This is a genomic window from Aeromonas ichthyocola, from assembly GCF_046087985.1.
In the GTDB taxonomy this organism is placed as follows: Bacteria; Pseudomonadota; Gammaproteobacteria; order Enterobacterales; family Aeromonadaceae; genus Aeromonas; species Aeromonas rivipollensis.
In genome coordinates this window covers 685,173-709,294 of sequence record NZ_JBJSWH010000002.1, presented here as the reverse complement: position 1 = coordinate 709,294, position 24,122 = coordinate 685,173, and the positions used below count along the sequence as shown (strand labels likewise).

General features: G+C 61.8%; 19 protein-coding genes, 3 tRNA genes and 7 pseudogenes. 13 read left to right on the top strand and 16 right to left on the bottom strand.

Annotation, left to right across the window (positions count from 1 at the left end; genetic code table 11):
• Nucleotides 1-9: 9 nt before the first annotated feature.
• Nucleotides 10-1,176: a hypothetical protein gene (locus ACF2JD_RS08000; RefSeq protein ID WP_440987148.1), complete on the top strand. Its 1,167-nt coding sequence runs from the start codon at nucleotides 10-12 to the stop codon at nucleotides 1,174-1,176.
• A 6-nt stretch (nucleotides 1,177-1,182) separates the two neighbouring features.
• Here ACF2JD_RS08000 and ACF2JD_RS07995 read toward each other — a convergent pair whose 3' ends face one another.
• The gene (locus ACF2JD_RS07995; RefSeq protein WP_440987147.1) at nucleotides 1,183-1,818 is read right to left on the bottom strand and encodes a response regulator; all 636 of its coding nucleotides are present in this window, start codon (nucleotides 1,816-1,818) and stop codon (nucleotides 1,183-1,185) included.
• 94 nt (nucleotides 1,819-1,912) lie between these two features.
• Here ACF2JD_RS07995 and ACF2JD_RS07990 point away from each other — a divergent pair, with 94 nt between their 5' ends.
• Entirely contained in the window at nucleotides 1,913-5,362 is a 3,450-nt protein-coding gene (locus ACF2JD_RS07990) for a transporter substrate-binding domain-containing protein (protein WP_440987146.1), read from the top strand.
• 7 nt (nucleotides 5,363-5,369) lie between these two features.
• Here the strand turns inward: ACF2JD_RS07990 and ACF2JD_RS07985 are convergent, their stop codons facing one another.
• The 5 genes from ACF2JD_RS07985 to ACF2JD_RS07965 all read right to left on the bottom strand — a co-directional run bounded on the left by ACF2JD_RS07985 (nucleotide 5,370) and on the right by ACF2JD_RS07965 (nucleotide 7,423).
• Complete coding sequence (locus ACF2JD_RS07985) at nucleotides 5,370-5,636, bottom strand: hypothetical protein (RefSeq protein ID WP_111909851.1); 267 nt, start codon at nucleotides 5,634-5,636, stop codon at nucleotides 5,370-5,372.
• 137 nt (nucleotides 5,637-5,773) lie between these two features.
• A tRNA-Tyr gene (locus ACF2JD_RS07980) sits at nucleotides 5,774-5,858 on the bottom strand.
• 45 nt (nucleotides 5,859-5,903) lie between these two features.
• Nucleotides 5,904-5,988, bottom strand: a tRNA-Tyr gene (locus ACF2JD_RS07975).
• A 32-nt stretch (nucleotides 5,989-6,020) separates the two neighbouring features.
• A tRNA-Tyr gene (locus ACF2JD_RS07970) sits at nucleotides 6,021-6,105 on the bottom strand.
• Between the two features lie 229 nt (nucleotides 6,106-6,334).
• Nucleotides 6,335-7,423 (bottom strand): ketoacyl-ACP synthase III, encoded by a 1,089-nt coding sequence (locus ACF2JD_RS07965; protein ID WP_440987145.1) that lies wholly within the window; start codon nucleotides 7,421-7,423, stop codon nucleotides 6,335-6,337.
• A 219-nt stretch (nucleotides 7,424-7,642) separates the two neighbouring features.
• Between ACF2JD_RS07965 and ACF2JD_RS07960 the strand changes: the two are divergent.
• From ACF2JD_RS07960 to ACF2JD_RS07945, 4 genes and pseudogenes are all read left to right on the top strand, one after another.
• Nucleotides 7,643-8,555 (top strand): annotated as a pseudogene (locus ACF2JD_RS07960) (LysR family transcriptional regulator); the annotation flags it as partial.
• A gap of 151 nt (nucleotides 8,556-8,706) precedes the next feature.
• Nucleotides 8,707-9,315 (top strand): LysE family transporter, encoded by a 609-nt coding sequence (locus ACF2JD_RS07955; protein WP_440987144.1) that lies wholly within the window; start codon nucleotides 8,707-8,709, stop codon nucleotides 9,313-9,315.
• Nucleotides 9,316-9,521: 206 nt separating this feature from the next.
• Nucleotides 9,522-11,361 (top strand): annotated as a pseudogene (locus tag ACF2JD_RS07950) (peptidase U32 family protein).
• Between the two features lie 230 nt (nucleotides 11,362-11,591).
• Nucleotides 11,592-11,702, top strand: coding sequence for a DUF1272 domain-containing protein (locus ACF2JD_RS07945; RefSeq protein ID WP_440987143.1), 111 nt, complete (start codon nucleotides 11,592-11,594; stop codon nucleotides 11,700-11,702).
• A gap of 327 nt (nucleotides 11,703-12,029) precedes the next feature.
• Here ACF2JD_RS07945 and ACF2JD_RS07940 read toward each other — a convergent pair whose 3' ends face one another.
• Genes ACF2JD_RS07940 through ACF2JD_RS07925 form a run of 4 tightly spaced genes read right to left on the bottom strand, consistent with a single transcriptional unit; the run spans nucleotide 12,030 to nucleotide 14,123 of the window.
• Entirely contained in the window at nucleotides 12,030-12,506 is a 477-nt protein-coding gene (locus ACF2JD_RS07940) for a methylated-DNA--[protein]-cysteine S-methyltransferase (protein WP_440987142.1), read from the bottom strand.
• Complete coding sequence (locus ACF2JD_RS07935; RefSeq protein ID WP_440987141.1) at nucleotides 12,503-13,417, bottom strand: AlkA N-terminal domain-containing protein; 915 nt, start codon at nucleotides 13,415-13,417, stop codon at nucleotides 12,503-12,505. Before ACF2JD_RS07935 ends, ACF2JD_RS07940 begins: the two co-directional genes overlap by 4 nt.
• On the bottom strand, nucleotides 13,414-13,641 hold the full coding sequence (locus ACF2JD_RS07930) for a helix-turn-helix domain-containing protein (protein ID WP_440987217.1): 228 nt from the start codon (nucleotides 13,639-13,641) through the stop codon (nucleotides 13,414-13,416). Before ACF2JD_RS07930 ends, ACF2JD_RS07935 begins: the two co-directional genes overlap by 4 nt.
• Nucleotides 13,554-14,123 carry an Ada metal-binding domain-containing protein gene (locus ACF2JD_RS07925; protein WP_440987140.1) on the bottom strand — a complete coding sequence of 190 codons (570 nt, stop codon included), beginning with the start codon at nucleotides 14,121-14,123 and terminating at the stop codon, nucleotides 13,554-13,556. The genes ACF2JD_RS07930 and ACF2JD_RS07925 overlap by 88 nt, the downstream gene beginning before the upstream one ends.
• Nucleotides 14,124-14,360: 237 nt before the next feature.
• On the opposite strand from ACF2JD_RS07925, the gene ACF2JD_RS07920 reads away from it, so the two are divergent.
• The 6 genes and pseudogenes from ACF2JD_RS07920 to ACF2JD_RS07895 all read left to right on the top strand — a co-directional run.
• On the top strand, nucleotides 14,361-14,852 hold the full coding sequence (locus ACF2JD_RS07920) for a type IV pilin protein (RefSeq protein ID WP_440987139.1): 492 nt from the start codon (nucleotides 14,361-14,363) through the stop codon (nucleotides 14,850-14,852).
• Nucleotides 14,849-15,274: a prepilin-type N-terminal cleavage/methylation domain-containing protein gene (locus tag ACF2JD_RS07915; RefSeq protein ID WP_440987216.1), complete on the top strand. Its 426-nt coding sequence runs from the start codon at nucleotides 14,849-14,851 to the stop codon at nucleotides 15,272-15,274. The genes ACF2JD_RS07920 and ACF2JD_RS07915 overlap by 4 nt, the downstream gene beginning before the upstream one ends.
• Nucleotide 15,275: 1 nt before the next feature.
• The gene (locus ACF2JD_RS07910) at nucleotides 15,276-15,869 is read left to right on the top strand and encodes a hypothetical protein (RefSeq protein WP_440987138.1); all 594 of its coding nucleotides are present in this window, start codon (nucleotides 15,276-15,278) and stop codon (nucleotides 15,867-15,869) included.
• Between the two features lie 424 nt (nucleotides 15,870-16,293).
• Nucleotides 16,294-16,578, top strand: a complete 285-nt coding sequence (locus tag ACF2JD_RS07905; RefSeq protein ID WP_440987137.1) for a hypothetical protein — start codon at nucleotides 16,294-16,296, stop codon at nucleotides 16,576-16,578.
• 71 nt (nucleotides 16,579-16,649) lie between these two features.
• Nucleotides 16,650-16,970, top strand: a complete 321-nt coding sequence (locus ACF2JD_RS07900; protein ID WP_440987136.1) for a hypothetical protein — start codon at nucleotides 16,650-16,652, stop codon at nucleotides 16,968-16,970.
• 372 nt (nucleotides 16,971-17,342) lie between these two features.
• Nucleotides 17,343-17,689: pseudogene (locus ACF2JD_RS07895) on the top strand (glyoxalase/bleomycin resistance/dioxygenase family protein); the annotation flags it as partial.
• Here the strand turns inward: ACF2JD_RS07895 and ACF2JD_RS07890 are convergent.
• The 4 genes and pseudogenes from ACF2JD_RS07890 to ACF2JD_RS07875 all read right to left on the bottom strand — a co-directional run.
• Nucleotides 17,687-19,161 (bottom strand): annotated as a pseudogene (locus ACF2JD_RS07890) (carboxypeptidase M32); the annotation flags it as partial. The pseudogenes ACF2JD_RS07895 and ACF2JD_RS07890 overlap by 3 nt on opposite strands.
• Nucleotides 19,162-19,282: 121 nt before the next feature.
• A pseudogene (smrA, locus tag ACF2JD_RS07885) lies at nucleotides 19,283-19,865 on the bottom strand (DNA endonuclease SmrA).
• A gap of 156 nt (nucleotides 19,866-20,021) precedes the next feature.
• The gene (locus ACF2JD_RS07880) at nucleotides 20,022-20,219 is read right to left on the bottom strand and encodes a DUF3149 domain-containing protein (RefSeq protein ID WP_440987135.1); all 198 of its coding nucleotides are present in this window, start codon (nucleotides 20,217-20,219) and stop codon (nucleotides 20,022-20,024) included.
• 136 nt (nucleotides 20,220-20,355) lie between these two features.
• Entirely contained in the window at nucleotides 20,356-21,243 is an 888-nt protein-coding gene (locus ACF2JD_RS07875; RefSeq protein WP_440987134.1) for a TraB/GumN family protein, read from the bottom strand.
• A gap of 70 nt (nucleotides 21,244-21,313) precedes the next feature.
• Between ACF2JD_RS07875 and ACF2JD_RS07870 the strand changes: the two are divergent.
• Nucleotides 21,314-21,646 (top strand): annotated as a pseudogene (locus ACF2JD_RS07870) (DUF1904 family protein).
• Nucleotides 21,647-21,737: 91 nt separating this feature from the next.
• Here ACF2JD_RS07870 and ACF2JD_RS07865 read toward each other — a convergent pair.
• Both ACF2JD_RS07865 and ACF2JD_RS07860 read right to left on the bottom strand, forming a co-directional pair.
• Nucleotides 21,738-22,614, bottom strand: a pseudogene (locus ACF2JD_RS07865) (SDR family oxidoreductase).
• A 67-nt stretch (nucleotides 22,615-22,681) separates the two neighbouring features.
• Nucleotides 22,682-24,091, bottom strand: coding sequence for an OprD family outer membrane porin (locus ACF2JD_RS07860; RefSeq protein ID WP_440987133.1), 1,410 nt, complete (start codon nucleotides 24,089-24,091; stop codon nucleotides 22,682-22,684).
• Between the last annotated feature and the right edge of the window lie 31 nt (nucleotides 24,092-24,122).

Genomic DNA, 24,122 nt, shown 5'->3' with positions numbered 1-24,122 from the left:
GAGTCGAAGATGAGAATGGAGATGAGGCGTTGTTGCTGGTGGCTGGCCCTGTTGATCGGGGGGGCCGCCCAGGGCGCCACCCTGAATGTGACGGCGGAATATAACCCGGCGACCTATGAGGCGGGGGGAGCCAAGTTCATCAACACCACCCCCTGCACCCAGTTTCCGGACGCGACCGGCTTCTGGTGCAGCACCACGGCCACAGTGGAGACGCCCCAGGCCGTCCGGTTCGATGCCAATATCAAGCGAAAGGTGAAGGAGAGCAGCGACAGCAGGGAGGGGGTGCACTATCTCGGTTTTCCGGGCGCCCGTGACGTGACCCTGGTCAAGCAGGGCGGGGGAGCCTCCTACACCCTCAAATTTATCGTGACGTCGGTCGGATCCGAGATGAATGTGGGCTCGGTGCCCGCAGACACCACTATCTCGGAAAAAGGGGATTGTGCTTACGTCAGTGCATGGAAGAACAGCTCGTCTCTGTTCGTCTATCGCAACGTCAAAGAGTCCGCCAGCGCATCCGGTGGCCGCTGCCATGGACAAAACACGGGATCGGTGGGCAAGGATCTCAATATCAGTTCGATTTACCTGGGGTATAAATTGAAAGCCCCCAATCCACTGGCGATGGAAAATGGCACCTATACCGGCAAGCTGACATTATCCATGGGGCATAACCTGGACTTCGATTTCGGCGCCGGCACTTATACGGACACTCAGCTGACCGTGAATTTCACCATCAAGGTTCGCCATCAAATCAAGATTGATTTTCCGGCCGGCGGGAATCGCGTCGTCTTGCAGCCCCCGGGGGGATGGCTGCACTGGATTTATCGTACCCCGGATTATCTGGATGCGGTGTTGCCGGCGCGCTTCTGGGTCGCAGTGCCTTATCATGCCAGCCTGAGCTGCCAATATCTGAATGCACATGGGGATGGTTGTCAGATAAAGAACGACAAGAATGGCCATAAAGTACCAGTCAAGGTGTATGGCACCGGCATCCGAAATCAGGAATGGCCTATCTATGCAGGAAAGAAAGACCTGTATGCATATCATAAAATATTGGCTGATAGTAATAGGCCATTCAGATTCGTCGTGGAAAAGAAATCCGTGCAAGAGATGATGAAATATTTTGGCAGCACTTATAAAGGTGATATCACCATTATCATCGATGTGGCCATCAATTAACCCTTATTACAGTCCCATCTCTTTTGCATAGTGAAACAGGGCGCTGTCGCTTTGCAGGCCGAGCCGCAGCATGGCGCTCTTTTTCTGGGTGCTGATGGTCTTGACGCTGCGATTGAGGTACTCCGCCACCTGGGTGACCGACATGCCGCTGGCCAGCAGGCGTACCACCTCGTTCTCCCTGGGGGTGAGCTGCACCGCGGGGGGCTGGTGCAGCAACCCGGCCTCCGCCAGCACGGCGTTGACCGAGTTGCCTATATAGTGCTGACCTGTCTTTATCTGGCGAATGGCGTCCGTCAATTCATTGAGCACGGCCTTCTTGAGAATGATGCCGCTCACCCCCGACTGGGCAAGTGATTGCAAGATACCGGCGTTGTGTATCTGGGTCAGCACTATGATGGGCAGTTCGGGATATTCCCGTCGCAATTGCTGGATCATGGCCAGACCATCGCAGCGTTCATCCCCCGGCATGCTGAAATCGGTGATCAGCAGGTCGCAGCTATGTTGTTGTAATATTTTCAATAATTCAGAAACCTGATGGGCCTCGGCAACAATATCGCAACCGATGTGACTCTGGGTAATGAGGCTGCGGATCCCGGCCAGTATCAATGGATGATCATCGGCGAGAATGATTTTGAAAGACATGATTGAGCCTCATATAAATCAATGAATAATATTCAGGGTGTTAAACATGTGGATTATATAATACTTTATGCGCCGATTTTTTCCGAGCAATAAAATGAAACATGTTTCCCAGCTTGCTGACAGGGTGAGGTGTTACCCATCGATATTATTTAGACTTGCCACCTTAGTGCTGCTATTTAATTTCGTTCTATATTGCCACTCTGCTATCGCCGCCAGCAAGCCCCCTTTGCAAGTGATAAAAGTGGGTGTGCTAAAAGGTGGCTGGGGGCCATTTCAGCAATGGGATGGAAATAATGGCAGCGGCTTCAGTGTGGAGCTGATGGCCTTATTGGCCAAGAATCTTGACTACCGTATCGAGTGGAAAGCCTATACGGACTGGCGTCATCTATATAAGGCGAGCTGTCGCGGTGACGTCGATATTTTGCTGGATGCCTTTCGCGCCGACGAGCGCAAGTGTATCTCCTACAGCCGCCCCTATTATTCATCCCCGACCGTGGTGGTGGTGCGCCACGACAGCCCCCTGTTTCGGGATGTCAGCGGCCTGAGTCAGGCCAGGATCGCCGTCGAGATCGGGTTTCTGACGGACAAGCTGATCCGGCTGCACTATCCGTCGGTCTCCCGCATCCTGTTTTCCGATTCGAGCTCGGCCCTGCGCGCCGTGCTGGAGGGGAAGGCCGATGCCTACATTGGCAACCTGCATGTCACCAACGAGTTCATCGGGCAGCACCCTGAGCTGGCCGTGGTGGCCCAGTCCCCCCTCTTGATGGAGAGCCTACATCTGGGAGTCAGCAGGCATAAACCCAGTCTGGGGGTGCGGCTCGACACCGCCATCCAGGCCCTGACGGTGGAGGAGCGCACCGAGCTTGAACGGCGCTGGCTGGGGGATAGCCGCCTGAGCTTTCAAGGCCATAGCGGCTTCTTGCTGCGACCGGATGAGCGGGAGTGGCTCGCTCAGCTGCCCCCGCTCAGAGTCGGCCTGCTCGAGGGCTGGGCACCCTTCTCGTTTTTGGACAGTCAGGGGCGGGTGAGCGGGCTCATCGACGACTACCTCGGCCTGTTCAAGGAGAAGCTGGGTCTGGCCTATCGCCATCGAACGGACCCAAGCCGCTCGGCCCTGTTGCAGGCGCAGATCCATCAGGAGGTGGATCTGATAGTGCTGCCCCTTCGCGTCAGCCAGCGGCTCACCGGCTGGCAGGTGAGCCGGCCTATTGCGTCCTTCCCCGTGGTCATCGCCACTGCCCGTGGCAGCAACAGCATTGGGGGCTTTGCCGAACTGGCGGGCAAGCAGCTGATCGTGACCGATCGCATGCTGGTGAGCGAGCTGAAGGCACGTATCCCCCATGTCATCGTTACTGTGGTGTCCGGCCCTGAGGAGGGGTTGGCCATGGTGGCCGCCGGTCGTGGGGATGCCTATGTGGGCAACCTGGCCGTGCTCTCCCGGGTGATTGATGAGCGCTTCGGCGACAATCTGCACATAGTCGCACCCACCCCGTTTCGGGACGAACTGGTGGTGGCGGTGCGGGAGTCCTATGCCCCCTTGCTGCCGCTGATCAACCGGGTTCTGGTGAGCATGAGCGACAAGGAGAAACAGCAGATCCGCAATACCTGGCTGGCCTTGAACTACAGCGAAGGTATCCCGTGGCAGAAGCTGCTGCGCACCCTGATCCCCCTAGGGGCCGGTGTCCTGCTCTTCATCCTCATCCTCAGCATCGCCTACTGGCGCCTGCACCGGGAGATAAGGCGCCGCCGCGAGGTGGAGGCGGCACTCGCCCATGCCAAGGAGCTGGCGGAGCGGGCCGCCAGCAAGAAGGCCGAGTTTCTGGCGACCATGAGCCACGAGATCCGCACCCCCATGAACGGCATCCTCGGCATGGCGGAGCAGTTGAGCTTTACCCCGCTGGATCTCGAGCAGCGCCAGATGGTCGCCATCATCAACCAGGGGGCTGAGGGGCTGCTGCAGCTCATCGGCAATGTGCTGGATTACGCCAAACTGGATGCGGGCAAGATGCAGCTGGCGCCCACCTCCTTCCTGCTGCGGGAGCTGGCCGACAATGTGCTCACCATGATCAGCAGCGAGGTGGAGCGCAAGGGGCTGCAGATCTATCTGCGGGTGGATGATGAGGTGGGGGCGCGCTTCAACGGGGATGTACTCAGGCTCAAGCAAGTCTTGTTCAATCTGGTGAGCAATGCGGTCAAGTTCACCGAGCGTGGTTTTATCGAGCTGTCGATAAGCCAGGAGTGGCAGAGTGCCGGTGAACAGCGGCTGCTGTTCGGGGTGCAGGACACCGGCATCGGCATGAGTGCCGAGGTGCAGGCCCGCATCTTCAATGCGTTTGAACAGGCCGACGGTGCCACTACCCGCAATCATGGCGGCACCGGGCTTGGGCTCAGCATCAGCCACACCCTGGCGGAGTTGATGGAAGGGACGCTCAGGCTGGAGAGTGCCCCCGGGGTGGGGACCTTTATCGGCCTCTCCGTCACCCTGGGGCTCGAGCGGCAGAAGGAGTGTGATCCTCTCCTGGCCGGATTGCGGGCCTTCCTGGCCGTGGATGATGAGAGGTTGCGTCATACCCTGCGCCAGCACCTGTTGTCACTGGGGGTGCAGACATGGAATGAGCCGGGAGGGGCCGATCTCATCTTCGGCGAGGCGCGGGATCTGCCGGACAACGGCATCTGCATCGCCCCCCTTGGCAATGTGCTGGGCTATCAGCGGCGAGACGGAGCCTACTGGCTCAACAGCAATCCCCTGACCTGGCAGGCGGTGCGGGAGGTCTGTCATCGTCAACTCGGCCTGGGCGAGGAGGCCCCCTTGCCTGCGGCTTCGCCCCTGACAGAGGCCTCCCTGCCGCTGCCCGCTCGGGTGCTGGTGGTGGAAGACAATCCCCTCAACCAGACCCTGATCCGGCGTCAGCTCAGGCAGCTGGATCTGGGGTGCGATCTGGCTGAGCATGGCGGGCAGGCACTCCTCATGCTGGAGCAGCAGCCATATGAGCTCATCCTGTGCGACTGCCAGATGCCGGTGATGGACGGCTACGACTTTACCCGCAGGGTGCGCGCCACCCGGGACCTGGCCTCCCTTCCCATCATCGCCATGACCGCCAATGTGATGCCGGAGCAGGGGCAGCGTTGTCTGGCCGCCGGGATGAACGATGTGCTGGGCAAGCCGGTGCTGCTGGAGGGTCTGCGCGGCATGCTGATGAAGTGGCACCTGCTGCCGTCCCCCGGTCTGCTTGACCTGGCCGCGTTGCAGCGCCTGTTCGGGACGGGTGAGCCCTTAGCGCAGATGCTGCGCCAGTTTTGCGAGGAGCTGGTGCAATCCCTGGCACAGGTGCAGGAGAACGACAAGGGGTTGGCAGACTGGGTGCATCGCCAGGCGGGCACCATCTCCATGATGATGGTCGAGGATCTGGCGCAGCAGGCCTGGCATCTGGAGGAGAAGATCCGCCAGCAGGGGGCGAGGGCGTGCGAAGCCGAATTGAGGGAATTCAGGGCACTGCTTGGACGTATAGTCGAGGAGCTGAGGGGGCTTCTCCCTCGTGCCTGAGGCGGCCTCAGCGGGCCGCCATGGCCTGCTGGGTGTGCTGGCTCGGAACCGCGTGCATGGCCTGGGCCAGCCACTCCCAGTCGAGTTTGGGGGAGCCTGCCTTGAAGCGTTGGTAGGCCTGACCCTGTGCAACGGTCAGGAACAGGGTGCTCGGCAGGCCGAGGCGGTTGAGATAGCGCACCATGACATCACCCTGATAATGGCGCAGCCGTTGTTGCAGCTCGGGCAGCGTCAACCCTTGCTCCCGGCCCCTTTCATCCCAGATTTCAAACATGTGAGGGCGTTCCTTGCGATTCGAGGCATTCACTGTTTCGAAAAAGCGGGGGCAGGGCAATTGTCAGATCTGACAGTGTCAAATGACCACTGGCCATAAATGCGAAAACCCGGCGCCAGGCCGGGTTTTCTGAAGGATGGTGGAGGGAGAAGGATTCGAACCTTCGAAGGCAGAGCCGTCAGATTTACAGTCTGATCCCTTTGGCCGCTCGGGAACCCCTCCACAGGGGTACTACTTTTTACAGGCCTTTCACGCAATGCAGGAAGATGGTGGAGGGAGAAGGATTCGAACCTTCGAAGGCAGAGCCGTCAGATTTACAGTCTGATCCCTTTGGCCGCTCGGGAACCCCTCCACGGGGTATTTTCCTGATTGTTCGCACTTGAATGGTGGAGGGAGAAGGATTCGAACCTTCGAAGGCAGAGCCGTCAGATTTACAGTCTGATCCCTTTGGCCGCTCGGGAACCCCTCCCCAAGTGCGAGGCCGCATACTACCAGATCCGGCAAGGTTGTGAACCCCTTGGCCGCATTCTGACGACAAAAAAGTGTCAACTGGTTATTTTTTGATATGTTTCGCTCAAAATTCACGCTTTTCAATGACTTTTATGTCGATGTCCTGGAGGGCCGGCAGGGGGGGCATGGACAGAGGAGCCACGATGGGCTCCTCTTTTTTATGCGGGAAAGGGTGGTCGTGGCGAGGTTCAGGCTTCTGAAGTGCGCGCCTGCTGGCAGCCCTGAACCGCGTGGGCGATGAGCTCGAGGGCGTTCTGCTCGCAGGGGGGCAACTCCTCGTCGCATTGGCCGAGCGGGGTGACGCGAGGGCCCCATTTGATGAGGGCGGCGCCCCAGGTAAGACCGGCCCCGAAGGCGGCGGTCAGCAGATAGCTGCCCGGCCTGACCCGGCCCTGCTCCAGTGCCTCGCACAGGGCGATGGGCACAGTCGCAGCCGAGGTGTTGCCGTACTGCTCTATGTTGACCATCACCTTCTCCATGGGGGCGTTCATCCGCTTGGCCAGGGTCTCTATGATGCGCACGTTGGCCTGGTGGGGGACTATGAGGTCGACTTGCTCGGGGGCTATGCCGGCCTGGGTCAGCACGGCACCTGTGGCCTCGCCCATGCCGCGCACGGCGCGCTTGAAGATCTCCTGCCCCTCGAAGTTGAAGGTGAACAGACCGTCGATGTCGGCGAAACGCACCCGATCCGTCCCGAAGTTCGGCACGTGCAGTATCTCCCGTGCCTCGCTGTCACAGCCGAGCTTGCTGGCAATCAGGCCGCTCTTCTGCTCGCTCGCCTCTATCACCACGGCGCCCGCGCCGTCGCCAAACAGCACTGCGGTGTCGCGTTTGGCCCAGTCCAGCAGCTGGATGAGACGCTCGGCACCTATCACCAGCACCTTCTGCATCATGCCGGTCTGCACCAGGGAGGTGGCGACCGAGAGCGCATAGACGAAGCCGGTACAGGCGGCATTGAGGTCGAACACCGCCGCCTTGTGGGCGCCCAGAGCCTGCTGCACGGCAGAGGCTCCATTGGGAACTAGCGTGCCCGGGGTGGCGGTGGCCAGTATGATGCCATCGAGTTCACCGGCCTCCAGACCGGCGCAGGCCAGGGCGCGGCGGGCGGCCAGGGTGGCGAGCGCCTGGGTGCTGACGTGGGAGACCCGACGGGCCTTGATGCCGGTACGCGGATAGATCCACTCATCCGAGGTATCCATGATGGTGCTGAGGTCATCGTTGGTCAGCACTGCGGGGGGCAGGCATTTGCCCCAGCCGGTGATATTGGCGTATTTCATCTTGTTATCGCTTCTTGTTGTAGATCGCCCGCGGGCGGAAAAGTGCGCAATTATGTCGTACAGGCTTTCCAGTGTCATCCCGCGGGGATGGTTATGTGGGCAGGGCTCACGCCATCTGGCGCAAAGGGCGCAACGTGCTGAACATGGCAGGAAATTTTGCTTAAAACGCGGGCTTAGGCTGCCCTAAGATAGGCGTTTCGCCACCGATGAGGGTATCCCTTGCACAAAGCGAATCTCAACCTCTTGCCCACCCTCAAGGTGTTGCTGGAGACCCGCAACATCAGCCGGGCGGCGGAGCTGCTGCACCTGAGCCAGCCCTCCATCAGCAAGCAGCTCGGCCAGCTTCGCAGCGAGTTTGGTGACGAGCTGCTGGTGCGGGAGGGGCAGCGCTGGCTGCTGACGCCGCGGGCCGAGAGCCTGGCGGCGGCGCTTGCCGACTCGCTCGGTGCCCTGGAGCGGCTCTATGCGGCGCCCGAGTTTGCGCCAGAGCGCTGCGAGCGGGTGTTCCGGCTCGCCTCCTCCGACTACGTGGCCCAGCACATCTTGCCCGACATCTGTGCGGCCCTGGCCAGAGCCGCCCCCCTGGCGGCGCTGGAGTACAGCCTGTGGGACAAGCGCCAGCTGCCGCAGCTGTGGCAGTCCGAGCTGGATCTGGTCTCCACCATCACGGAGCTGGTGCCGGATCAGATCCGGGGGCTGCACCAGGGGGAGATCGGCTGGTGATGCTGATGGGGCGCCACCACCCGCTGGCGGGCAAGGCGCTGAGTCTCGATGACTATCTCGCCTGGCCTCACCTGCAGGTGAGCGGCGGTGGTGACAAGGACAGCCCGGTGGAGCAGGTACTGGCGCCGCAGGGGCTGAGTCGGCGCTGGTTTGCCCGGGTCCCTTCTTTCAGGCGGCGGTGGAGGTGTTGCTGCGCACCGATTGCCTGATGACCACCCCAGCTCATATCGCCTGGCAGCTCTCCTGCGGCCATGAGCTCACCTTTGTCGATCTGCCGTTTGCTACCCGCGACCAGCAGTATCATCTGCTGTGGCATCAGCGCCACCATCAGGATCCGGCCCACCGCTGGTTTCGCGAGCTGGCCTACCCCTTCCTGCGGGATCACCTGCAACGCACCGTTGGCGAGAGTCCGCAAGCAGCTGTTGAACGGTTAGCCGCAGTCAGTTGTGTTGCCTATAGCCATTGGCTATGGAATCTATTCATAACTTTCACTACTGGCATAATGGCTCAGCCCGTACCCTGAGCGCAGGTCATCATATTCCGCACAAAAGAGGAAAAGCATGGAACTGACGAGTTGGCTGGCACTGGCCGCAATCTGCGTGATGGGCGCCATCAGCCCGGGGCCGAGTCTGGCGCTGATCATCCGCAACACGGTGCAGGGCGGGCAGGGGCACGGCGTCGCCACCGCACTTGGCCACGGCCTCGGGGTTGGTATCTATGCGCTGGTCACGGCGCTGGGCCTGGCCATCCTGATCACCCAGACCCCGCTGCTGTTTGATCTGATCCGCTACGGCGGCGCCGCATTTCTTGCCTGGCTCGGGGTGAAAGCCCTGCTGGCCAAACCAGCCAGTGGCGAAGCGAGTGAAGAGGTGCACCAGCTGCGTGGTCGGCAAGGGGCCTTCGAAGGCTTCATGGTCGCCTTCCTGAACCCCCAGCTCGCCATCTTCTTCATCGCCCTGTTCAGCCAGTTCGTGCACGCCGATACCGGCTGGCGCGAGGGGAGCATCATGATGCTGACCGCTGGGGGCATAGACGCGCTCTGGTACGTGCTGGTGGCCCTGGTGCTCTCCCGGGGGCCTGTGCTGACCTGGCTCAAGGCCAAGTCCTTCGTGATCGACAAGATAAGCGGCCTGGTGTTGCTGGGATTGGCGCTCAAGGTGGTGATCTGAGCTCTCCCGCGGTCTGTCCATGGCTCGCCTGGCTCAAGGCCAAGTCCTTCGTGATCGACAAGATAAGCGGCCTGGTGCTGCTGGGACTGGCGCTCAAGGTGGTGATCTAGACCAGCGTCTTGCGGTACCTTAAGCGGGATCAAGGCACGCGGGTGGTGAATGGGCTAGAGTGGCGCCCATTTGCTGTCCGCCCTGATCCCGAGACCATGCACCAGAACAAGCACCCGTTAAGCATCACACCCAGACTAACCGCCTCGAGCTGCTGGCTCCGGCCAAGAACCTCGCCTACGGCATCGAAGCCATTAACCATGGCGCCGATGCCGTCTACATGGGCGGCCCCGCCTTCGGTGCCCGCAGTGCGGCAGGCAACTCCCTCGACGATATCGAAGCGCTGGCGCGCCACGCCCACCGCTTCGGCGCCCAGGTGTTCGTCGCCTTCAACACCCTGCTGCATGACCACGAGCTGGAGCAAGCCCGGCGCCTGACCCACCAGATCTACGAGGCCGGGGCCGATGCGCTCATAGTGCAGGACATGGGGCTGCTGGCCCTGGATCTGCCTCCCATAGCGCTCCATGCCAGCACCCAGACCGACAACCGTACGCCGGAAAAGGTGAAGTTCCTGCAGGATGTGGGCTTCTCCCAGGTGGTGCTGGCCCGCGAACTCTCGCTCGAGCAGATCCGTGCCATCAGCGCCCAGACCAATGTGCAGCTGGAGTTCTTTATCCACGGAGCCCTCTGCGTCTCCTACAGCGGCCAGTGCAACATCAGCCACGCCCGCACCGGCCGCAGCGCCAACCGCGGCGAGTGCGCCCAGCTCTGCCGGCTGCCCTGCTCCCTGCAAACCCCAGGGGGGGAGGTGCTGGTGGAGAACAGCCACCTGCTCTCCTTGAAAGACATGGATCAGAGCGCGAACCTGGAGGCGCTGATCGCCGCGGGCATCCGCTCCTTCAAGATTGAGGGGCGCCTCAAGGGGCTGGACTACGTCAAGAACGTCACCGCCTGGTATCGCCAGAAGCTGGACGCCATTCTCGAGCGCCGCCCCGATCTGGTGGCCTCCTCGGCCGGTCGCTGCAGCTACGGTTTCACACCGGATCCCAAAAAGAGCTTCAACCGGGGCAGTACCGACTACTTCCTCCATGGCCGCCAGCCGGGGATCGACTCCACCAGGAGCCCGAAATACGTGGGTGAACCGCTGGGCCGCGTCAGCAGGGTGACCCGCGACGGCATAGAGATCGACGGCAAACCCGTGAGCCTCAACAACGGCGATGGCCTCGGCTTCTTCAAGCCGGGGGGCGAACTGGTGGGGATGCGCCTCAACAAGGTGGAAGGTAAGCAGTTACTGCTGTCGGAGCGCATGCCGGGTCTGAAGGTGGGCACCGAGATCTTCCGCAATCACGATCAGGCATTCAGCAAGTTGCTGGAGAAGCCGAGCGCGGATCGCCGCATCTGGGTCGATATGGTGCTGGCAGAGTGCGATGAGGGCGTGAGCCTCACGCTCACCGACGAGCAGGGCATCAGTGCCGCGGTGACCCTGCCTTGCGACAAGCAGCCTGCTGACAACCCGGAGCGGGCGCTGCAACAGGCGCGGGACCAGCTTGGCAAACTGGCAATACCCTGTTTGTGGCGCGCAAGATTGAGTTGGTATTCACTCACCCGCTATTCATCGCCGCATCACAGCTCAACGGTTTGCGCCGGGACGGTATCGCCGCGCTGGAGGCGGCCCGTCTGGCCAGCTACCAGCGCCCCGAGCGGCGCATCGCCCTGCGGGATATCAGCTATCCCCAGCACCGTCTCTCCTACCTCCGGCAATGTGCTGAACAGCGCGGCCGAGCAGTTCTTCCGCGAACACGGGGTGGAGCGCATTGCTCCGCCTATGAGGCGAACAAGGAGGAGCGGGAAGTGGTGCTGATGATCACCAAGCATTGCATCCGCTATAGCCAGAACCTCTGCCCAAAAGAGGTGCCCGGTCTCAAGGCCGAGCCGCTGGAACTCAAGATGGGTAAAGACTGCCACCTGCGAAATGCAGGTGATGGGCGCCTGCGCTGATTTGACTGCAACCGCTGCGAAATGCATGTGATGGGCAGCCTGAAACGCTGATGGTGGAGTACATCTGGCGGATCACTGGTGCAGCAAGGGCCACGTGCTGCTCTGCCTCGAGGGGGAGCTGCACACCGAGCTGCAGGATGGCCTTCTCATCCGGAAAGGGGCAATTTTTTATCGCAGGTTCTCTGCCTACCCTCCTTTCCTAATTCCCCTTATCTTCCAGGATCTTGCCCATGCTTGAGCTCAGACCCAACTGTGAATGCTGTGACCAGGATCTGCCCGCCGACACGGCGGTCGCCTGCTTCAATCCGGCCCTGAAAGCGGCCCTGGACAAGGGGCGCTAGGGCTGCCAGCCCCCTCTGGGGCCATGTCTGCCAACTAGTGTCCCCTCTGGCCCTTGACCTTCTCCCGGCGGCCATGCTGGCCAGGGGGCCAGGTTTGAGCCGGCTGGGTCGTCCTTTCTCCTGAAGCGGGGCCACGGGGCCCCGCACGGGATCACACTGCTTATTTCTCCATCACCACGTTCCAGGGGCCATCGGCCTGGATAAAGAAGACCGCATCCTCGCTGCCTTCCACCTTGGCCACATGGGGCTGCTTGTCGGTCAGGGCGAAGTAATCGCCGGGGATAGGGTCCGGGCAGCCTGCCCGCGGTGCCTGGCCGATGTGGCGCTTTAGGTGGTGATGCCCTCGAGTTTCAGCAATGCCTGCTTGATGGGCAGGCCCCCCGCATAGCCGGTCAGGCTGCCGCTTTGGCCGATCACCCGATGGCAGGGCACTATGATCGATAGCGGGTTGCGGCCGTTCGCGGCCCCGACGGCGCGGCTCGCACTCGGCTTGCCGATGGCGCGGGCTATGTCGCCGTAGCTGCGGGTCTCGCCATAGGGGATGTCGCACAGCGCCTGCCACACCGCTTGCTGAAACGCCGTGCCCCGCGCCGCGAGCGGCAGGGTGAAGCGCTGCAACCGGCCGGCAAAATAGGCGTCAAATTCGGCGAGGAAGGGGGCCAGCGCAACAGCGTCTTGCTGCCAGCCACTCATATCGGGCAGCGCCCGCAGGCCCGCCACAAAATCCACATGCACCAGACCATGCTCGTTGATAGCAACCAGCAGATCGCCGCAGCGGGTCGGCAGGATATCGTAGCGGATCATGGGGTTATCTCCTGTTGTTGGGTATCTGGCTGTTGTTCGTTGCCAGTGGCACGGAGCAGCAAATCGGGCGCTTCACTCATGGCGTGCCACAGCCAGCTGGCCGCATAGCTGCGCCACGGCTGCCATGCTGCACTTCGCGCCTCCACCTCTTTTACGGGCAGCTTGGTGCCGCCGCCGAGCGCCTTTTGCAGTACGAGATCCGAGGCGGGGAAGGCGTCCGTGTCCAGCCCGCAGCGCAGCCGCCAGTAAGCGACAGTCCAGGGACCTATGCCCGGCAGCGCGAGCAGTTGCTCGTCACTGGCTGTCGTGAGGGTCAGGGCGCCGCTCGCGAGCGCCGCGGCCAGCCCCTGCAGCGTGCGGATGCGACTGCCCGGCATGCCGATGCCGTCGAGATCCAGCTCGCACAACTGGGTCGGCGTGGGCAGCTGTGCCACCCCGAACTGCGCCTGGGTGCGCGCCACCAGGCGCCCCATGATGGTGATGGCGCCCTTGACCGACACCTGCTGGCCGACGATGGCGCGCAGCATCACCTCGTATTCGTCCCAGCCCCCAGGCAGCCGCACCCCGGGCCAGCGCCCCTGTATCCGCGCCAGCAGCGGATCCTGCCCCAGCAGCTCGCCGATGCGCCCCATGTCCGCGTCCAGATCCCACATGCGGCGCACGCGATACAGTATGTCCGGCAGCGCGCTCGGCGGCAGATCCTGCACCGTCAGCCTGAGCCTGTCCCCTTCGAGGGGCTCGATGCGCACCAGCGCAACCTGATCGCCGACCCTGTAGCGGCGCTCATACACTTCGCCATCTACCCGCTCCAGCCCCGGAATGGCCCGTAGCCGGTAGAACGCCAGCATGGCCCGGGCATACGGAGGCGGGCGATATTGCAGGTGCAATTGCAGGCCGTCGCGGCGTCTCATGTGCTCTGGCGCATGTCCTCTTGCTGGCGCAGGGTGCGCGGGGCCAGCCCGTAGGCGTTGCCAGGCGTCGTTGAAGCGGCGAATGCTCGCAAGCCGGCGGCAAACGCGATGTCGGTGATGGGCAGATGTGTCTCCGTCAGCAGCCGCTTCGCGAGCAGCAGGCGGCGCGTCTGCTCCACCTGCTTTGGCGAGGCACCGAGGTGTTGCTCGAACTGGCGCCGCAGTGTGCGCTCAGTGATCCCGGCCTGCGCCGCGAGTTCGGCGAGCGTGCTTTCCCCAGTTCGCCGCGCTCTATGCGCGCCAGCACCTGTGCCAGTTCAACCGGCAGATCGCCACGGGCGGCGGGGGCCAGCTCAGGGCGGCAGCGCAGGCAGGGTCGCAGCCCATGCTGCTCGGCGGCCGCGGCGCTTTGGAAGTATTGCACATTGTGCTCGTGCGGTGGCCGTGCCGGACAGACCGGCCGGCAGTAGATGCCGGTCGAGAGCACGCCGGTAAAGAAGCGGCCATCAAAACGAGCGTCGCGGGCGAGCCGTGCGGCGTGACACTGGCGGCTGAGGGTGCTGATCACCTCATCCGGGTTATGGCTTTGCTCGGCTTTGCTGGAATAGATGGCAAGAGAGTAAGGGTGCTCAGGGGCTGTGGAAACGGACAGGGATTTCACTCTTTCGCACGGCCGGGTTTCACTCTTCGTCACGCTGTTATTCATGTATCGGCTCGACAGAAGGGGGCATAACGGATGTCGATTGGCCTAGCTTTATTTGCTTAGCGAGATTAGTGGCGGCGAAAACTGCTTAAAAATTAATAACAGATCACATAACTATCTTTTACGTTGAGTGTGGCGATTTTGTGTTGTTCAATCGGTCAGTTAATTTTTTATGATTATTAAGTCATCACATCTGCGGCCTTAGGCCGAAATAACAACAACACTTGCCAAGGATGATAAGTGAACGACTGTAAGGCATGGCCCCATTGCCGAGGGTTTAGTCTGATCGAGTTGTTGATCGCCATGACGGTTGTCAGCATTCTCGCGGCCATCGCGTTGCCAGCGTATCAGGGTTATCTGCAACAGGGACGTCGTTACGAAGCGCAGCAGCAATTGCTGGAGCAGGCGCTCGCCCTCGAACGTATCTATACCCAACAGGGCCGTTATCCCGACACGTTTGCCACCCTGGCCAACACGGATTTCTACCAGTTCAGCTACAGCCAGCAAGATGCTGGCGACTACCTGCTCAAAGCCATTCCAACGACGCGACAACAGGATGAATGCGGCACTCTGACCCTCGAGGTTATCGCGCGGCCAATCGCCATGACTGCTGGGGATCATAAGATGAATGTGCGCGGATTTACTCTGATTGAGTTGATGATCACGGTCGGCAAAGTGCGACCGAACTCGCGTCTGCCTACCGTTTTGCCCGCAGTGAAGCGGTCAAGCTGACCCTGCCGGTGGTGCTGCAGGGCACCGATAACGGTGGCTGGGAGGTGATGGCTGACAGCAAGTTGCTGCGTCATGCTGGCGGAGTGGTGATCAAGCCGTTTGACCCCATCCAGATCGCGCCAACCGGCAGCAGCAGCCACGCCGAGATCATTCTGGCCAATCGCCTCGGTGAGCAGCGGGTGCTCTGCGTGGCCCCGAGCGGCCAGCTGCTGCAAGGGAGCTGCTACGCCGCACTTGACCGCCAGCAGGGCTTCAATCTGGTGGAGATCATGGTTTCCATGGTGTTGGCGGTGATGGTGTTTCTCGGTCTCGCCAAGGGGCAGGTGGTCTCGTTGCAGCAGGCGCATTACAGCTTGCAGAGCACGCTGGCCACGATCGAGGCGAGCAACAGCGTGGAGCGAGATCTGGAGCTCGCTGTGTGAAGTGCAGCGCAAGCCCGAGCGGTTCACCCAGGCCGATTTTCTTGCCCGTTTCACCCTGCAGGATGGCCACCGACTGGTGCTGCCGAACCGTTATAGCGACAACTTTGTGGTCGCTATCGAAACGCAGGATTTCCGCCTTTATGCTGAGCGTCCCCTCACCGGCAACGAGGAGTCAAGGATGCTGATGCTGGCGATTTTTGCCGGTTACGCCCCAGAGGTCAACAGAGCAAGGCGCTGGAGCAGGCGAACGAAGTGCTGCGCTTTGCCACTACTCACCTTTACCAACAGCATCAAGCAATCGCCTGACGCTGGCCTTCAAGGTAGAGGGGGCAGTCAGGTAACCAGAAAACCGCCGATGCGTTGCGATGACGGAGATGGCCCGCGCCTGTTGCTGGCCCATCTTCAGGATCTTGAATTCGGCCAGCAGGGTGCGTTCGTCGAGATCCGCATCTTGTGCCGAGCTATCTGGCGCCTGGGAGTAGAGGTGCAGGTGGCCCGCCGCAAGGCGGTCTGGGCGGCAGCGTTGGCCACATCCGGTGCCAACCCCACAGCAGGGGGAGCGGGATTTGCATACTACTGGTGGTGTTGGTGGTGAGCCTGCTGTCGAGTCTGCTGGTGTTTACCAGCATTCAGGAGAACCAGTTGCAGACCCGCCTGAGCGGCAATCCCGCGCAGCTCGTGCCGAGCTGGGGATGAACGAGAGTTATCGCGCCCTGCATCAGGCCCTTGGCGCCGAACCGCGGATAGAGTGGGCTCAACTGGTGCAGAAGGTGCCAAGCAAGGGCGAAGGGGCCATGGCTGGCAGCCGCTTGCTCGAGCTGGATGCCTCCGCCGGGAGCAAGCTTTTGGCCGCTATCTGGAGGGCAATGCCAACCTGTTTGCCCTGCAGATCTCATCTTTCAGGATTCGGTGGTGGCATGCGAAGGGCTAAGCCTCTCCGGTAGCGGTTTTATCGACAGCTACGATTCGCGCAAGGGGGCGTACAATATGGCGGCACCAACATTAACCAGAATGCCAAGGTGGCGACTGTCAGCGACAAGGCCAATGTGGTGCTCGACGGGCAATTCGCCATCTGGGGCGATGTGCGGGCGACCGGCTCGGTGACCTTGAACGGCTCTTCCCCATCTCCAGGTAATGTGAATGCCGGGAGTGACCATTATCTCCCTCTTATCAGTGAAACGGGCGGTAGTTTGACCCTGAAAGGGGGGCATATTGCCGGTCAGCTGGCAATCAATGGCAATGTTTCTATGGGTCATGGCACAAGCATTGCTGGCGGCAAACTCAGCATGGTGGGGCTTCCTTGATCAAGCCAGAAGTATCTCTTTACCGTGGCCGGGCAGGTGTGTGACCCGCTCAATGTGGCCGCGCTGCCCAAATGCGCCACACTGCCCATCAATGGCTCGCTGAGGCCACCCAGCAGATGGTGCTGACCACGGATCCTGCCACTGGCTCGGTCACCAGCAGCAACCAGCACAAGCCCGGGCTGCCGCTACCCGGCAAGGGGGAGCTGTTTGTTTATCAGCTCGACAGCCTCAATATGGGGGCCGATGCCAGTCTCACCATCAAGGGGGATGTGGTGCTGCTGATGGACAAGGATTTCACCATGACTGGCAGCAACAAGTTGACGGTGAGCGAGGGGAGCAGTCTGACCCTGATCGTCAGCGGCAAGGTTGATCTCGGGGCCGGTGCCGAGTGACGGCAGCCAGACGAGGGCTGACCGCTGGCGGTACGCCCGCTATCTCCATCTATTCCGCGTATAGCGGCAAGGATGCGGATCAAGCTGTCGGGCAATACCCCGCTCTATGCCGCCCTCTATGCCCCGCTGACCGAGATGAAGATCAGCGGAAGTGGTGATTGTACCGGGGCAGTGCGGGCAAAACACTGACCGAGAGTGGCGCGGGCGGTGTGCACTATGACGAGGCGCTGGGCATGGCAGATTTGGGCGAAGATCGGGGCCGCCTCCGACACTGGCACTGCGGCAGTGGCACTTTGTGCAGGAGGCTGGCGAGCCGCTAAAAAGGATCGAACGGGGCACGCAACTGTGTGGAGATTGACCCAGGAGTTGGGAGTGCTCCATGCCAGCCCCGCTCGCGCCGGTGCCCTGATCTACTGCCAAGGATCCGGGCCTGCTGACCCACTTTTACCGTACGCTGCTGCAGATGGTGGTCTGCAGTCAGGATGAGCAGTTGGTGGTGCTGGAAAACAGCGATATCCAGCTGCTGATCCCCGCCATTCCTGCGCCCTATGCCGGGCAAGTATCAAGCGGCCGCCAGAATTGCGGGAAGAGGGGGCCATCAAGCTCTTCTTCACCGTATCCAGCCTCGCCTGGGCGTCTTTTTACCCGTATTACACGGATCACTTCAGATGCGCAACGCCTTCGACCCGGAGGGCAATATCCTGCAACTGCGCGAGTTGCAGCCAGTGCGGGTTGAGCGCCTTCACGCGGTGGCCAGTGCGGGTTGAGCACTCGGTGGCAGGCGCACCAGCTCGTCGGTGCTGTGCAGGCTCCCCTGTGACCAGATGTTGCGTCCGAGCCAGCCGAAGATCTCCGGCAGGCGGCCCGCCGCGATCACCTCACCCATGCTGCCCAGCTCTTTCTCGAGGGCAAAGCGCAGCTGGGCGGCATACATGGCGCCCAGGGTGTAGCTCGGGAAGTAGCCGAACGAGCCGTCGGTCCAGTGAATATCCTGCATGCAGCCATTGCGGTAGTTGCCCTTGGTGGAGAGCCCCAGCCACTGCTGCATCTTGGCATCCCACAGCTCGGGGATGTCGGCCACCTCGATGCGCCCCTTCCACCAGATCGCGCTCCAGCTCGTAGCGCAGGATGACGTGGGCCGGATAGGTCACCTCGTCCGCATCGACCCGGATAAAGCCGGGCTCGACCCGGCTGTAGAGCTTGGCCAGATTGTCCGGCGCAAACGCAGCCTGCTCGCCGAAGTGGTGACGAATGCGTGGTGCCAGCAGCGCGAGGAAGGCCGGATGATGGCCCAGCTGCATCTCGCAAAACAGGCTCTGGCTCTCGTGGATCGCCATGGAGCGCGCTTCGGCCACCGGCTGACCCAGCAGATGGCGCGGCAGCCCTGCTCGTAACGGGCGTGACCGGTCTCGTGCACTATGCCCATCAGGCTGGAGACGAATTCGTCCTCGTTGTAGCGCGTGGTGATGCGCACGTCCGTCGGCACGCCGCCGCAGAACGGGTGGCTGCTCACATCGAGCCGGCCGTGGGCAAAATCAAAGCCGAGCAGCCCCATCACCTCCTGACCGAGCGCCTGCTGGGTCGCGATCGGGAAAGGGCCCTGCGGCAGCAGCATGGCATCGCCCTTCTGCTGTTCACTCACGGTCTGGATAAGAGCCGGCAGCCAGCTGGCGAGATCGCCGAAGATCTGATCGAGCCGTGCGCTGGTCATGCCCGGCTCATAGAGGGCCAGCATGGCGTCGTAGGGGCGCACGCCAAGCGCATCGGCCCGCAGTTGCGCCACCTCCCGCGACAGGTGCACCACCTCCTCGAGGTTCGGGGCAAAGCCCGCCCAGTCGTTCTCCTTGCGCTGGCGGCGCCAGGCGTGCTCGCACTTGCTGCCGGCCAAGGAGAGCGCCTCCACCAGCTCGCCTGGCAGCAGGCTCGCATCCTGCCAGTGGCGTTTGATCTCCGCGAGGTTGGCGCGCTGGGTCGCGTCCAGCGGTTCGCTCTCGGCCTTGGCAATCCAGTCGCCCAGCTCGGGGGCGGTGCGCTTGCCGTGGATCAGCACGCCGAGCTCCGCCATCGCCTCGGCGCGGGCCTCGTTGCCCCCCTCCGGCATCATGGCTGCCTGATCCCAGCCGCAGATGGCGGACAGGTGGGAGAGGCGGTGCAGTTGTTGCTGATGTTGTTCGAGTTTCTGGTATGACATGGGATTGTCCTTGTTATCGTCCCTGATGGTATGCACCCCGTACCTGGCATGATCGGGGCAGCCCGATGCTAGCACCCTGCCGCGGGCGAGGGCCACCTTCATGCAGGCGGGCCAAAGGCGGTCAGCCGAGGCGCTTCTGGTGACGTTCGCGGTTCTCGGTCTTCTTGCGCTCGCTCTTTCGCAGCAGCACATAGAGGGCGCCGCTGCCGCCGTGGCGACGCTCGGCGCTGTGGATGGCCATCACCGCGGGCAGTTGCGGCAGCCAGGCGCTGACATGGCTCTTGAGCAGGGCGCGCGGGGTGCTGCGCTCCCCCTTGCCGTGCAGGATCAGCAGGCAGCGGATGTCCCGCACTTCGCACTCCCCAATGAACTGCACCAGGGCGGTTCGCGCCTCGTTGAGGGTTTTCTGGTGCAAGTCCAGGCTGGCCTGCAGCTCGTATTTGCCGAGCCGCAGCTTCTTGTAGACCCCCTCCTGCACCCCATCGCGCTTGAAGCCGACGATTTCGTGCGGATCGCGCATCTCGATGGCCTCCATGGTGAGGTGGTCGAGGGCGAGTTGCTCGGCGGTGGCAGCCTGGCGGCGAGCGAGCTGCGCCTCGGTCGGGGCGGATGTTGGCCGCATGGGGATGGATGTTGTCGCTGCGAATGGGCCGCACGTCGGCCACTTCATTCATGAATAGCGAGAGTTCGTCGTTATGAGACACGGCAGGCTCCCCATAAGAAAAAGTGGGGGCCATTATAACGGCCGCAACCGGCACAGAAAACGGGGAAAGGGGGAGGGGATAAGGGGCGCCCAGCATGGACGCTGGTGCAGCCTGGCCCGGGAAGCACAGTCGCGAACCATAAAACAGCACAGGCGGTCAGTGTGAACTGCCGCCTGTGGTCAGAGGATTATTTTCCCTCTTTGGGCGTTGCTGTGAATGAGGCGGTTGCGAGTGCATCACCTTGTAGATGAAATAGGCCGCGTAAGAGCTGATGAGCAAGAAGGTGCCGATAATCACCAGCATCGACATCAATCCCACGCTGTTGCCAAACATCAGGTCCAGCCAAAAGTCCATTTTATTGCTCCTGTCACCCGGTTGATGACAGGCATGATAAATACCTCTTTGCCCCGTCCGGGATGATCCCGATCAACTCCCTTGCAGGTTGTTTAATAACCAGCGCGATCTGTGATCGTTCTCACTGGACTCCTTGCTACCGAGCCTGCACAGGGCCCGGTGTGGTGAGCGGGGTAATGCGCCACCCTTGTTGCTCCAGCAGGGCGAGCAGCCCCTGCTCGCCGTAAAGGTGCAGGGCCCCTACCACGATAAAGCTCTCGTTTGGCAGGCCGGGCCACTTCTTGACCCAGTTGCGGTTGCGTTCCGCCAGCAGGGTCTGCTCCAGCCAGGCTTGCAGCTTGGGCGGCGCCATCTCCTCTTTGAGCAGATTGATCAGGGTGGCCTGATCCCCGTTCTGCCAGGCCGCCATGACCTCGGCGAACCCCTTCTCGAGCTCAGGCAGCTCATCCAGGGTGCTCTCCAGCATCAGGGTCTGGTTGTCACCGACGCTCGCCAGATAGCCGAGCTGCTCCAGCAGGGTCTCCAGCCCGACTATGGGTTTGCCGCCGTCGTTTGCCCGCTTGGCGAAGTGCTGATCCACCCCGAATTCACCGCGATAGCCGGTGCGCTCCAGCGCCGCCTGGGTCAGGGTGATGGCGGCAAACCAGGGGCGCAGCGGTGCCAGCATGGCCTCGGTCAGGCCGTTCTGGCCGGCGGCGATCAGGGTGCGCCGGTAGAGATCCATGGGCAGGTGATCCTTGAGGGTCTTGCCATCCACCAGCCGGGTGATGGCCCCCATTTCCTGCCACTGCGCCTGGCTGATGTGGGTCATGTCGACCTCCATCACCAGGGCGCGGCTCTGCTGCCAGGCGCGCTCGACGGGATCCGGCAGGGGATAGAGGGAGGGCTTGCCCGCATGGATGGACCCCAGCAACCAGTGCTGCTCGTTGCCCTTGCTGATGCGATAGAAGGCCGGATCGGCAAAGGCGTTCAGCGGCAGCAGCAGCCAAAGCAGTAAGGGAAGCAGCGTGCGATGGAATCTCATGAGGCACCTTATGTGAGCGGGATGAGTGCTCTATGATAAGTCCTCATTTGTCACAGCCAAGAGGTTTCCCATGCCCCACCTTCGCTTTCGGGCAGTTTCTGTCGACACCCTGCAGCAGATAAGCACGCCCCTGCTGGCGGATCTCTGCGCCCTGACTGGCGGCAAGCCGGAGTTCGTCACCCTGGAGCGTGTCGACAGCATCCTGGATGAGCAACGGCGAGCGAGAGGCGGTTTCCGTTTGTCGAGCTGCACTGGTTCGAGCGGCCGCAGGAGATGCAGGACGCTGCCGCGCGCCTTATCACGCGCCATTTGAAACGGGTGCTGGGGAGCAGACCTATGTGGTGGTGCAGGTGATGCCCATCTGGTCAAGAGCGCCTACTACAGCAACGGCCAGCACTACTGAGCGAGGGACAAACAGGTTGGCGGTGCGGGTGATGACCAAGGGCCAGCTAACGCCACCTGGGCGACCGGGTACTTGGTCGCCAATCACGGGATCAGGCCGACTTGGCCAGGATCCGGTTAAGCCAGCGAGTGGGCAACAGGCGGCGCAGCAGGCAAACAGCCGGGTGGGCAGGGTGACAGGGTAGCGGTGCTTGGGACGCTTGCTCTGCAGCGCGTGCAGCAGCGGCGGTATGCAGGCCTCGCTCGGCAGGGTGAAGCCGCTGGTGGAGCCCTCTTTCTCCAGCCGGGTCAGGGTCTGGCGATAGGCGCCCTGATGGCGGCTCTGGGCTGGATCTATATGGCGCACGAAGGCGTCACGGGCATTGGCGCGAAACCGGGTGTCGATGGGGCCTGGCTCTATCAGGCTGATGTGCACGCCGCTGCCCTCGAGCTCGAGGCGCAGGGTGTCGGTGTAGCCTTCCAGCGCGAACTTGCTGGCGTTGTAGGCGCCGCGATACTTCATGGCCACCAGGCCAAGCACTGAGCTGTTCTGCACTATCCGCCCCTCGCCCACGGCCAGCATGGCCGGCAGCACCTGACGAATGAGATGGTGCCAGCCAAACAGATTGGTGTTGAACTGCGCCTCGAGCGCCTCCGTCGGCAAGTCTTCCAGCGCGCCGGGTTGGCCATAAGCGCCATTGTTGAACAGGCCATAGAGGCGGCCGCCGGCCAGATGCCTGCCGCCTGGCCGCCCAGCTCGATGCTGGCGGTGTCCGCCAGATCCAGCTGCACCGCCAAGAGGCCCTGCTGTTGCAACTGGGCGACATCCTCGGTCTTGCGGGCGGAGGCGATCACGGTGAAACCGTGGGCACCGAGCGCCTTGGCGGCGGCGAGGCCGATGCCGCTGGAGCAGCCGGTGATAAGCACGAAGGGGACATGGTCGCATCCTTGTGGTGACAGCGGCAGGCAGCAGCGCCTGCGGTTTTGCATGTTAACCCGCTGACCAAAAAGAAAACCGGGCCAATCGGCCCGGTTTTCGATCAGAACAGATGCCTGATTACATGATGGTGAACGGCATGATGATGTGGAACTTGACGTCATGCTCGGAGCTGAACATGTTCGGGTAGTACCAGCTGCCCTTGTCGTCCTGCTCGTTGTTGTAATCGGTGTAGTGCAGCTTGAACAGAGTGCCCTTCAGCTTGCCATCCTGCACCGTGTACATGACGTCGAAGTTGACGGCCCACTCGGTATCTTCACCGTTGGTGGCCTTGGTGCCGTCGCCATTTTGGATATCCCAACCGTAAGCACCGGAGACACCGACGGACCAGCCAGGAGCACCGACCAGATCATCCAGGGTACGAGTGGTACCGAAGAAGACGGCCTTCTCTTCGTTGTGGTTCCAGTCTGAGCGGGAATCCCACCAGATCTCGTTCGCACCCTGGGAGTTGCCGTAGCCACGGGTCAGACGGGGCAGGTAGTTGCCCAGATCCCCTTCGGCTTTGGTGTACATACCTTCCAGGCGGAAGGAGTAGGGACCGGCTGCCCAGCTTGCGGTCAGGGCTTGTTGCCATGCCAGACCGTCATAGTCTTCGTTCTCGGTGTCGGAACCGTAGAACTGGTAGCTGGTGTTCAGGCCACCCAGCACGTCAAACTTGTGAGCCAGTTTGAAGTGGTAGCTGTCCATGTAGCCTTCGGCCTGACCGAAGCCACCTGTGATGGCGGTGCCGTCCTCGAAGGTGTAACGGGCGGCCAGACCGTGGATGTAGTCGATCTTGTTCGCATCGGTGAAGGGATCGCTGGCATAGGGGCTGCTCTTGGAGAAGCCGGCGGTGTTCTTGAACCAGGGCGCCTTGTACTCATCGGCGATGGCGTAGGTCAGGTAGAGGCCACCGAAGTTGCCCTCGATCTGGCCACCACGGTAGGTACCGGGTTGATAGGACCAGTTGACGCCTATGATGCCGGGTACATACAGCTGGGTGTAACCACCCTTGGCGGTGACAGAGTCACCGAACTTGAGCTTCAGGGCGGCGGTGGAGAGGCTGAAGCCATTCTCGGGAACACCGTCACCACCTGAACCCCACTGGTCGCCCCAGAAGGAGAATTCGTTCTCTTCGTTGACGCCATTGCTCTCGTCAACGGCCAGGTCATAGGCGCCAAAGCCGCCGACATCCAGCCCGACCATGCCCCAGGCATAACCGGAGTTGTAGTTCAGGGCTGCCTGGGTGGTGGCATGGCTCAGGTTGGAGTGGTATTTGCCATCCTGACCCGGACCGGCCTGGACGCGATCACGCTCACGCTGGAAGTAGAACAGGCCGCCTGTCAGCTTGCCTTCGTCGATGAAGGCTTCATAGGACTTGCCATATTCCGGGCTCATCATGTCTTGAGCCGCGGATGCCATGCCGGGGGCGAGCAGCGCCGCAACCACGGCGGCACTCAAAGAGGCGCGCTTGAAGATCACTTTTTCCATTTGTTATTGCTCCTGATTTTATGGACTTAGC

Excerpts from the sequence above, each read along its gene's own strand:
- ACF2JD_RS08000 (WP_440987148.1), top strand. The coding sequence starts at position 10 with ATGAGAATGGAGATGAGGCGTTGTTGCTGGTGGCTGGCCCTGTTGATC.
- ACF2JD_RS07995 (WP_440987147.1), bottom strand. The coding sequence starts at position 1,818 with ATGTCTTTCAAAATCATTCTCGCCGATGATCATCCATTGATACTGGCC.
- ACF2JD_RS07990 (WP_440987146.1), top strand. The coding sequence starts at position 1,913 with ATGAAACATGTTTCCCAGCTTGCTGACAGGGTGAGGTGTTACCCATCG.
- ACF2JD_RS07985 (WP_111909851.1), bottom strand. The coding sequence starts at position 5,636 with ATGTTTGAAATCTGGGATGAAAGGGGCCGGGAGCAAGGGTTGACGCTG.
- ACF2JD_RS07965 (WP_440987145.1), bottom strand. The coding sequence starts at position 7,423 with ATGAAATACGCCAATATCACCGGCTGGGGCAAATGCCTGCCCCCCGCA.
- ACF2JD_RS07955 (WP_440987144.1), top strand. The coding sequence starts at position 8,707 with ATGGAACTGACGAGTTGGCTGGCACTGGCCGCAATCTGCGTGATGGGC.
- ACF2JD_RS07945 (WP_440987143.1), top strand. The coding sequence starts at position 11,592 with ATGCTTGAGCTCAGACCCAACTGTGAATGCTGTGACCAGGATCTGCCC.
- ACF2JD_RS07940 (WP_440987142.1), bottom strand. The coding sequence starts at position 12,506 with ATGATCCGCTACGATATCCTGCCGACCCGCTGCGGCGATCTGCTGGTT.
- ACF2JD_RS07935 (WP_440987141.1), bottom strand. The coding sequence starts at position 13,417 with ATGAGACGCCGCGACGGCCTGCAATTGCACCTGCAATATCGCCCGCCT.
- ACF2JD_RS07925 (WP_440987140.1), bottom strand. The coding sequence starts at position 14,123 with ATGAATAACAGCGTGACGAAGAGTGAAACCCGGCCGTGCGAAAGAGTG.
- ACF2JD_RS07900 (WP_440987136.1), top strand. The coding sequence starts at position 16,650 with ATGCGCCACACTGCCCATCAATGGCTCGCTGAGGCCACCCAGCAGATG.
- ACF2JD_RS07880 (WP_440987135.1), bottom strand. The coding sequence starts at position 20,219 with ATGGACTTTTGGCTGGACCTGATGTTTGGCAACAGCGTGGGATTGATG.
- ACF2JD_RS07875 (WP_440987134.1), bottom strand. The coding sequence starts at position 21,243 with ATGAGATTCCATCGCACGCTGCTTCCCTTACTGCTTTGGCTGCTGCTG.
- ACF2JD_RS07860 (WP_440987133.1), bottom strand. The coding sequence starts at position 24,091 with ATGGAAAAAGTGATCTTCAAGCGCGCCTCTTTGAGTGCCGCCGTGGTT.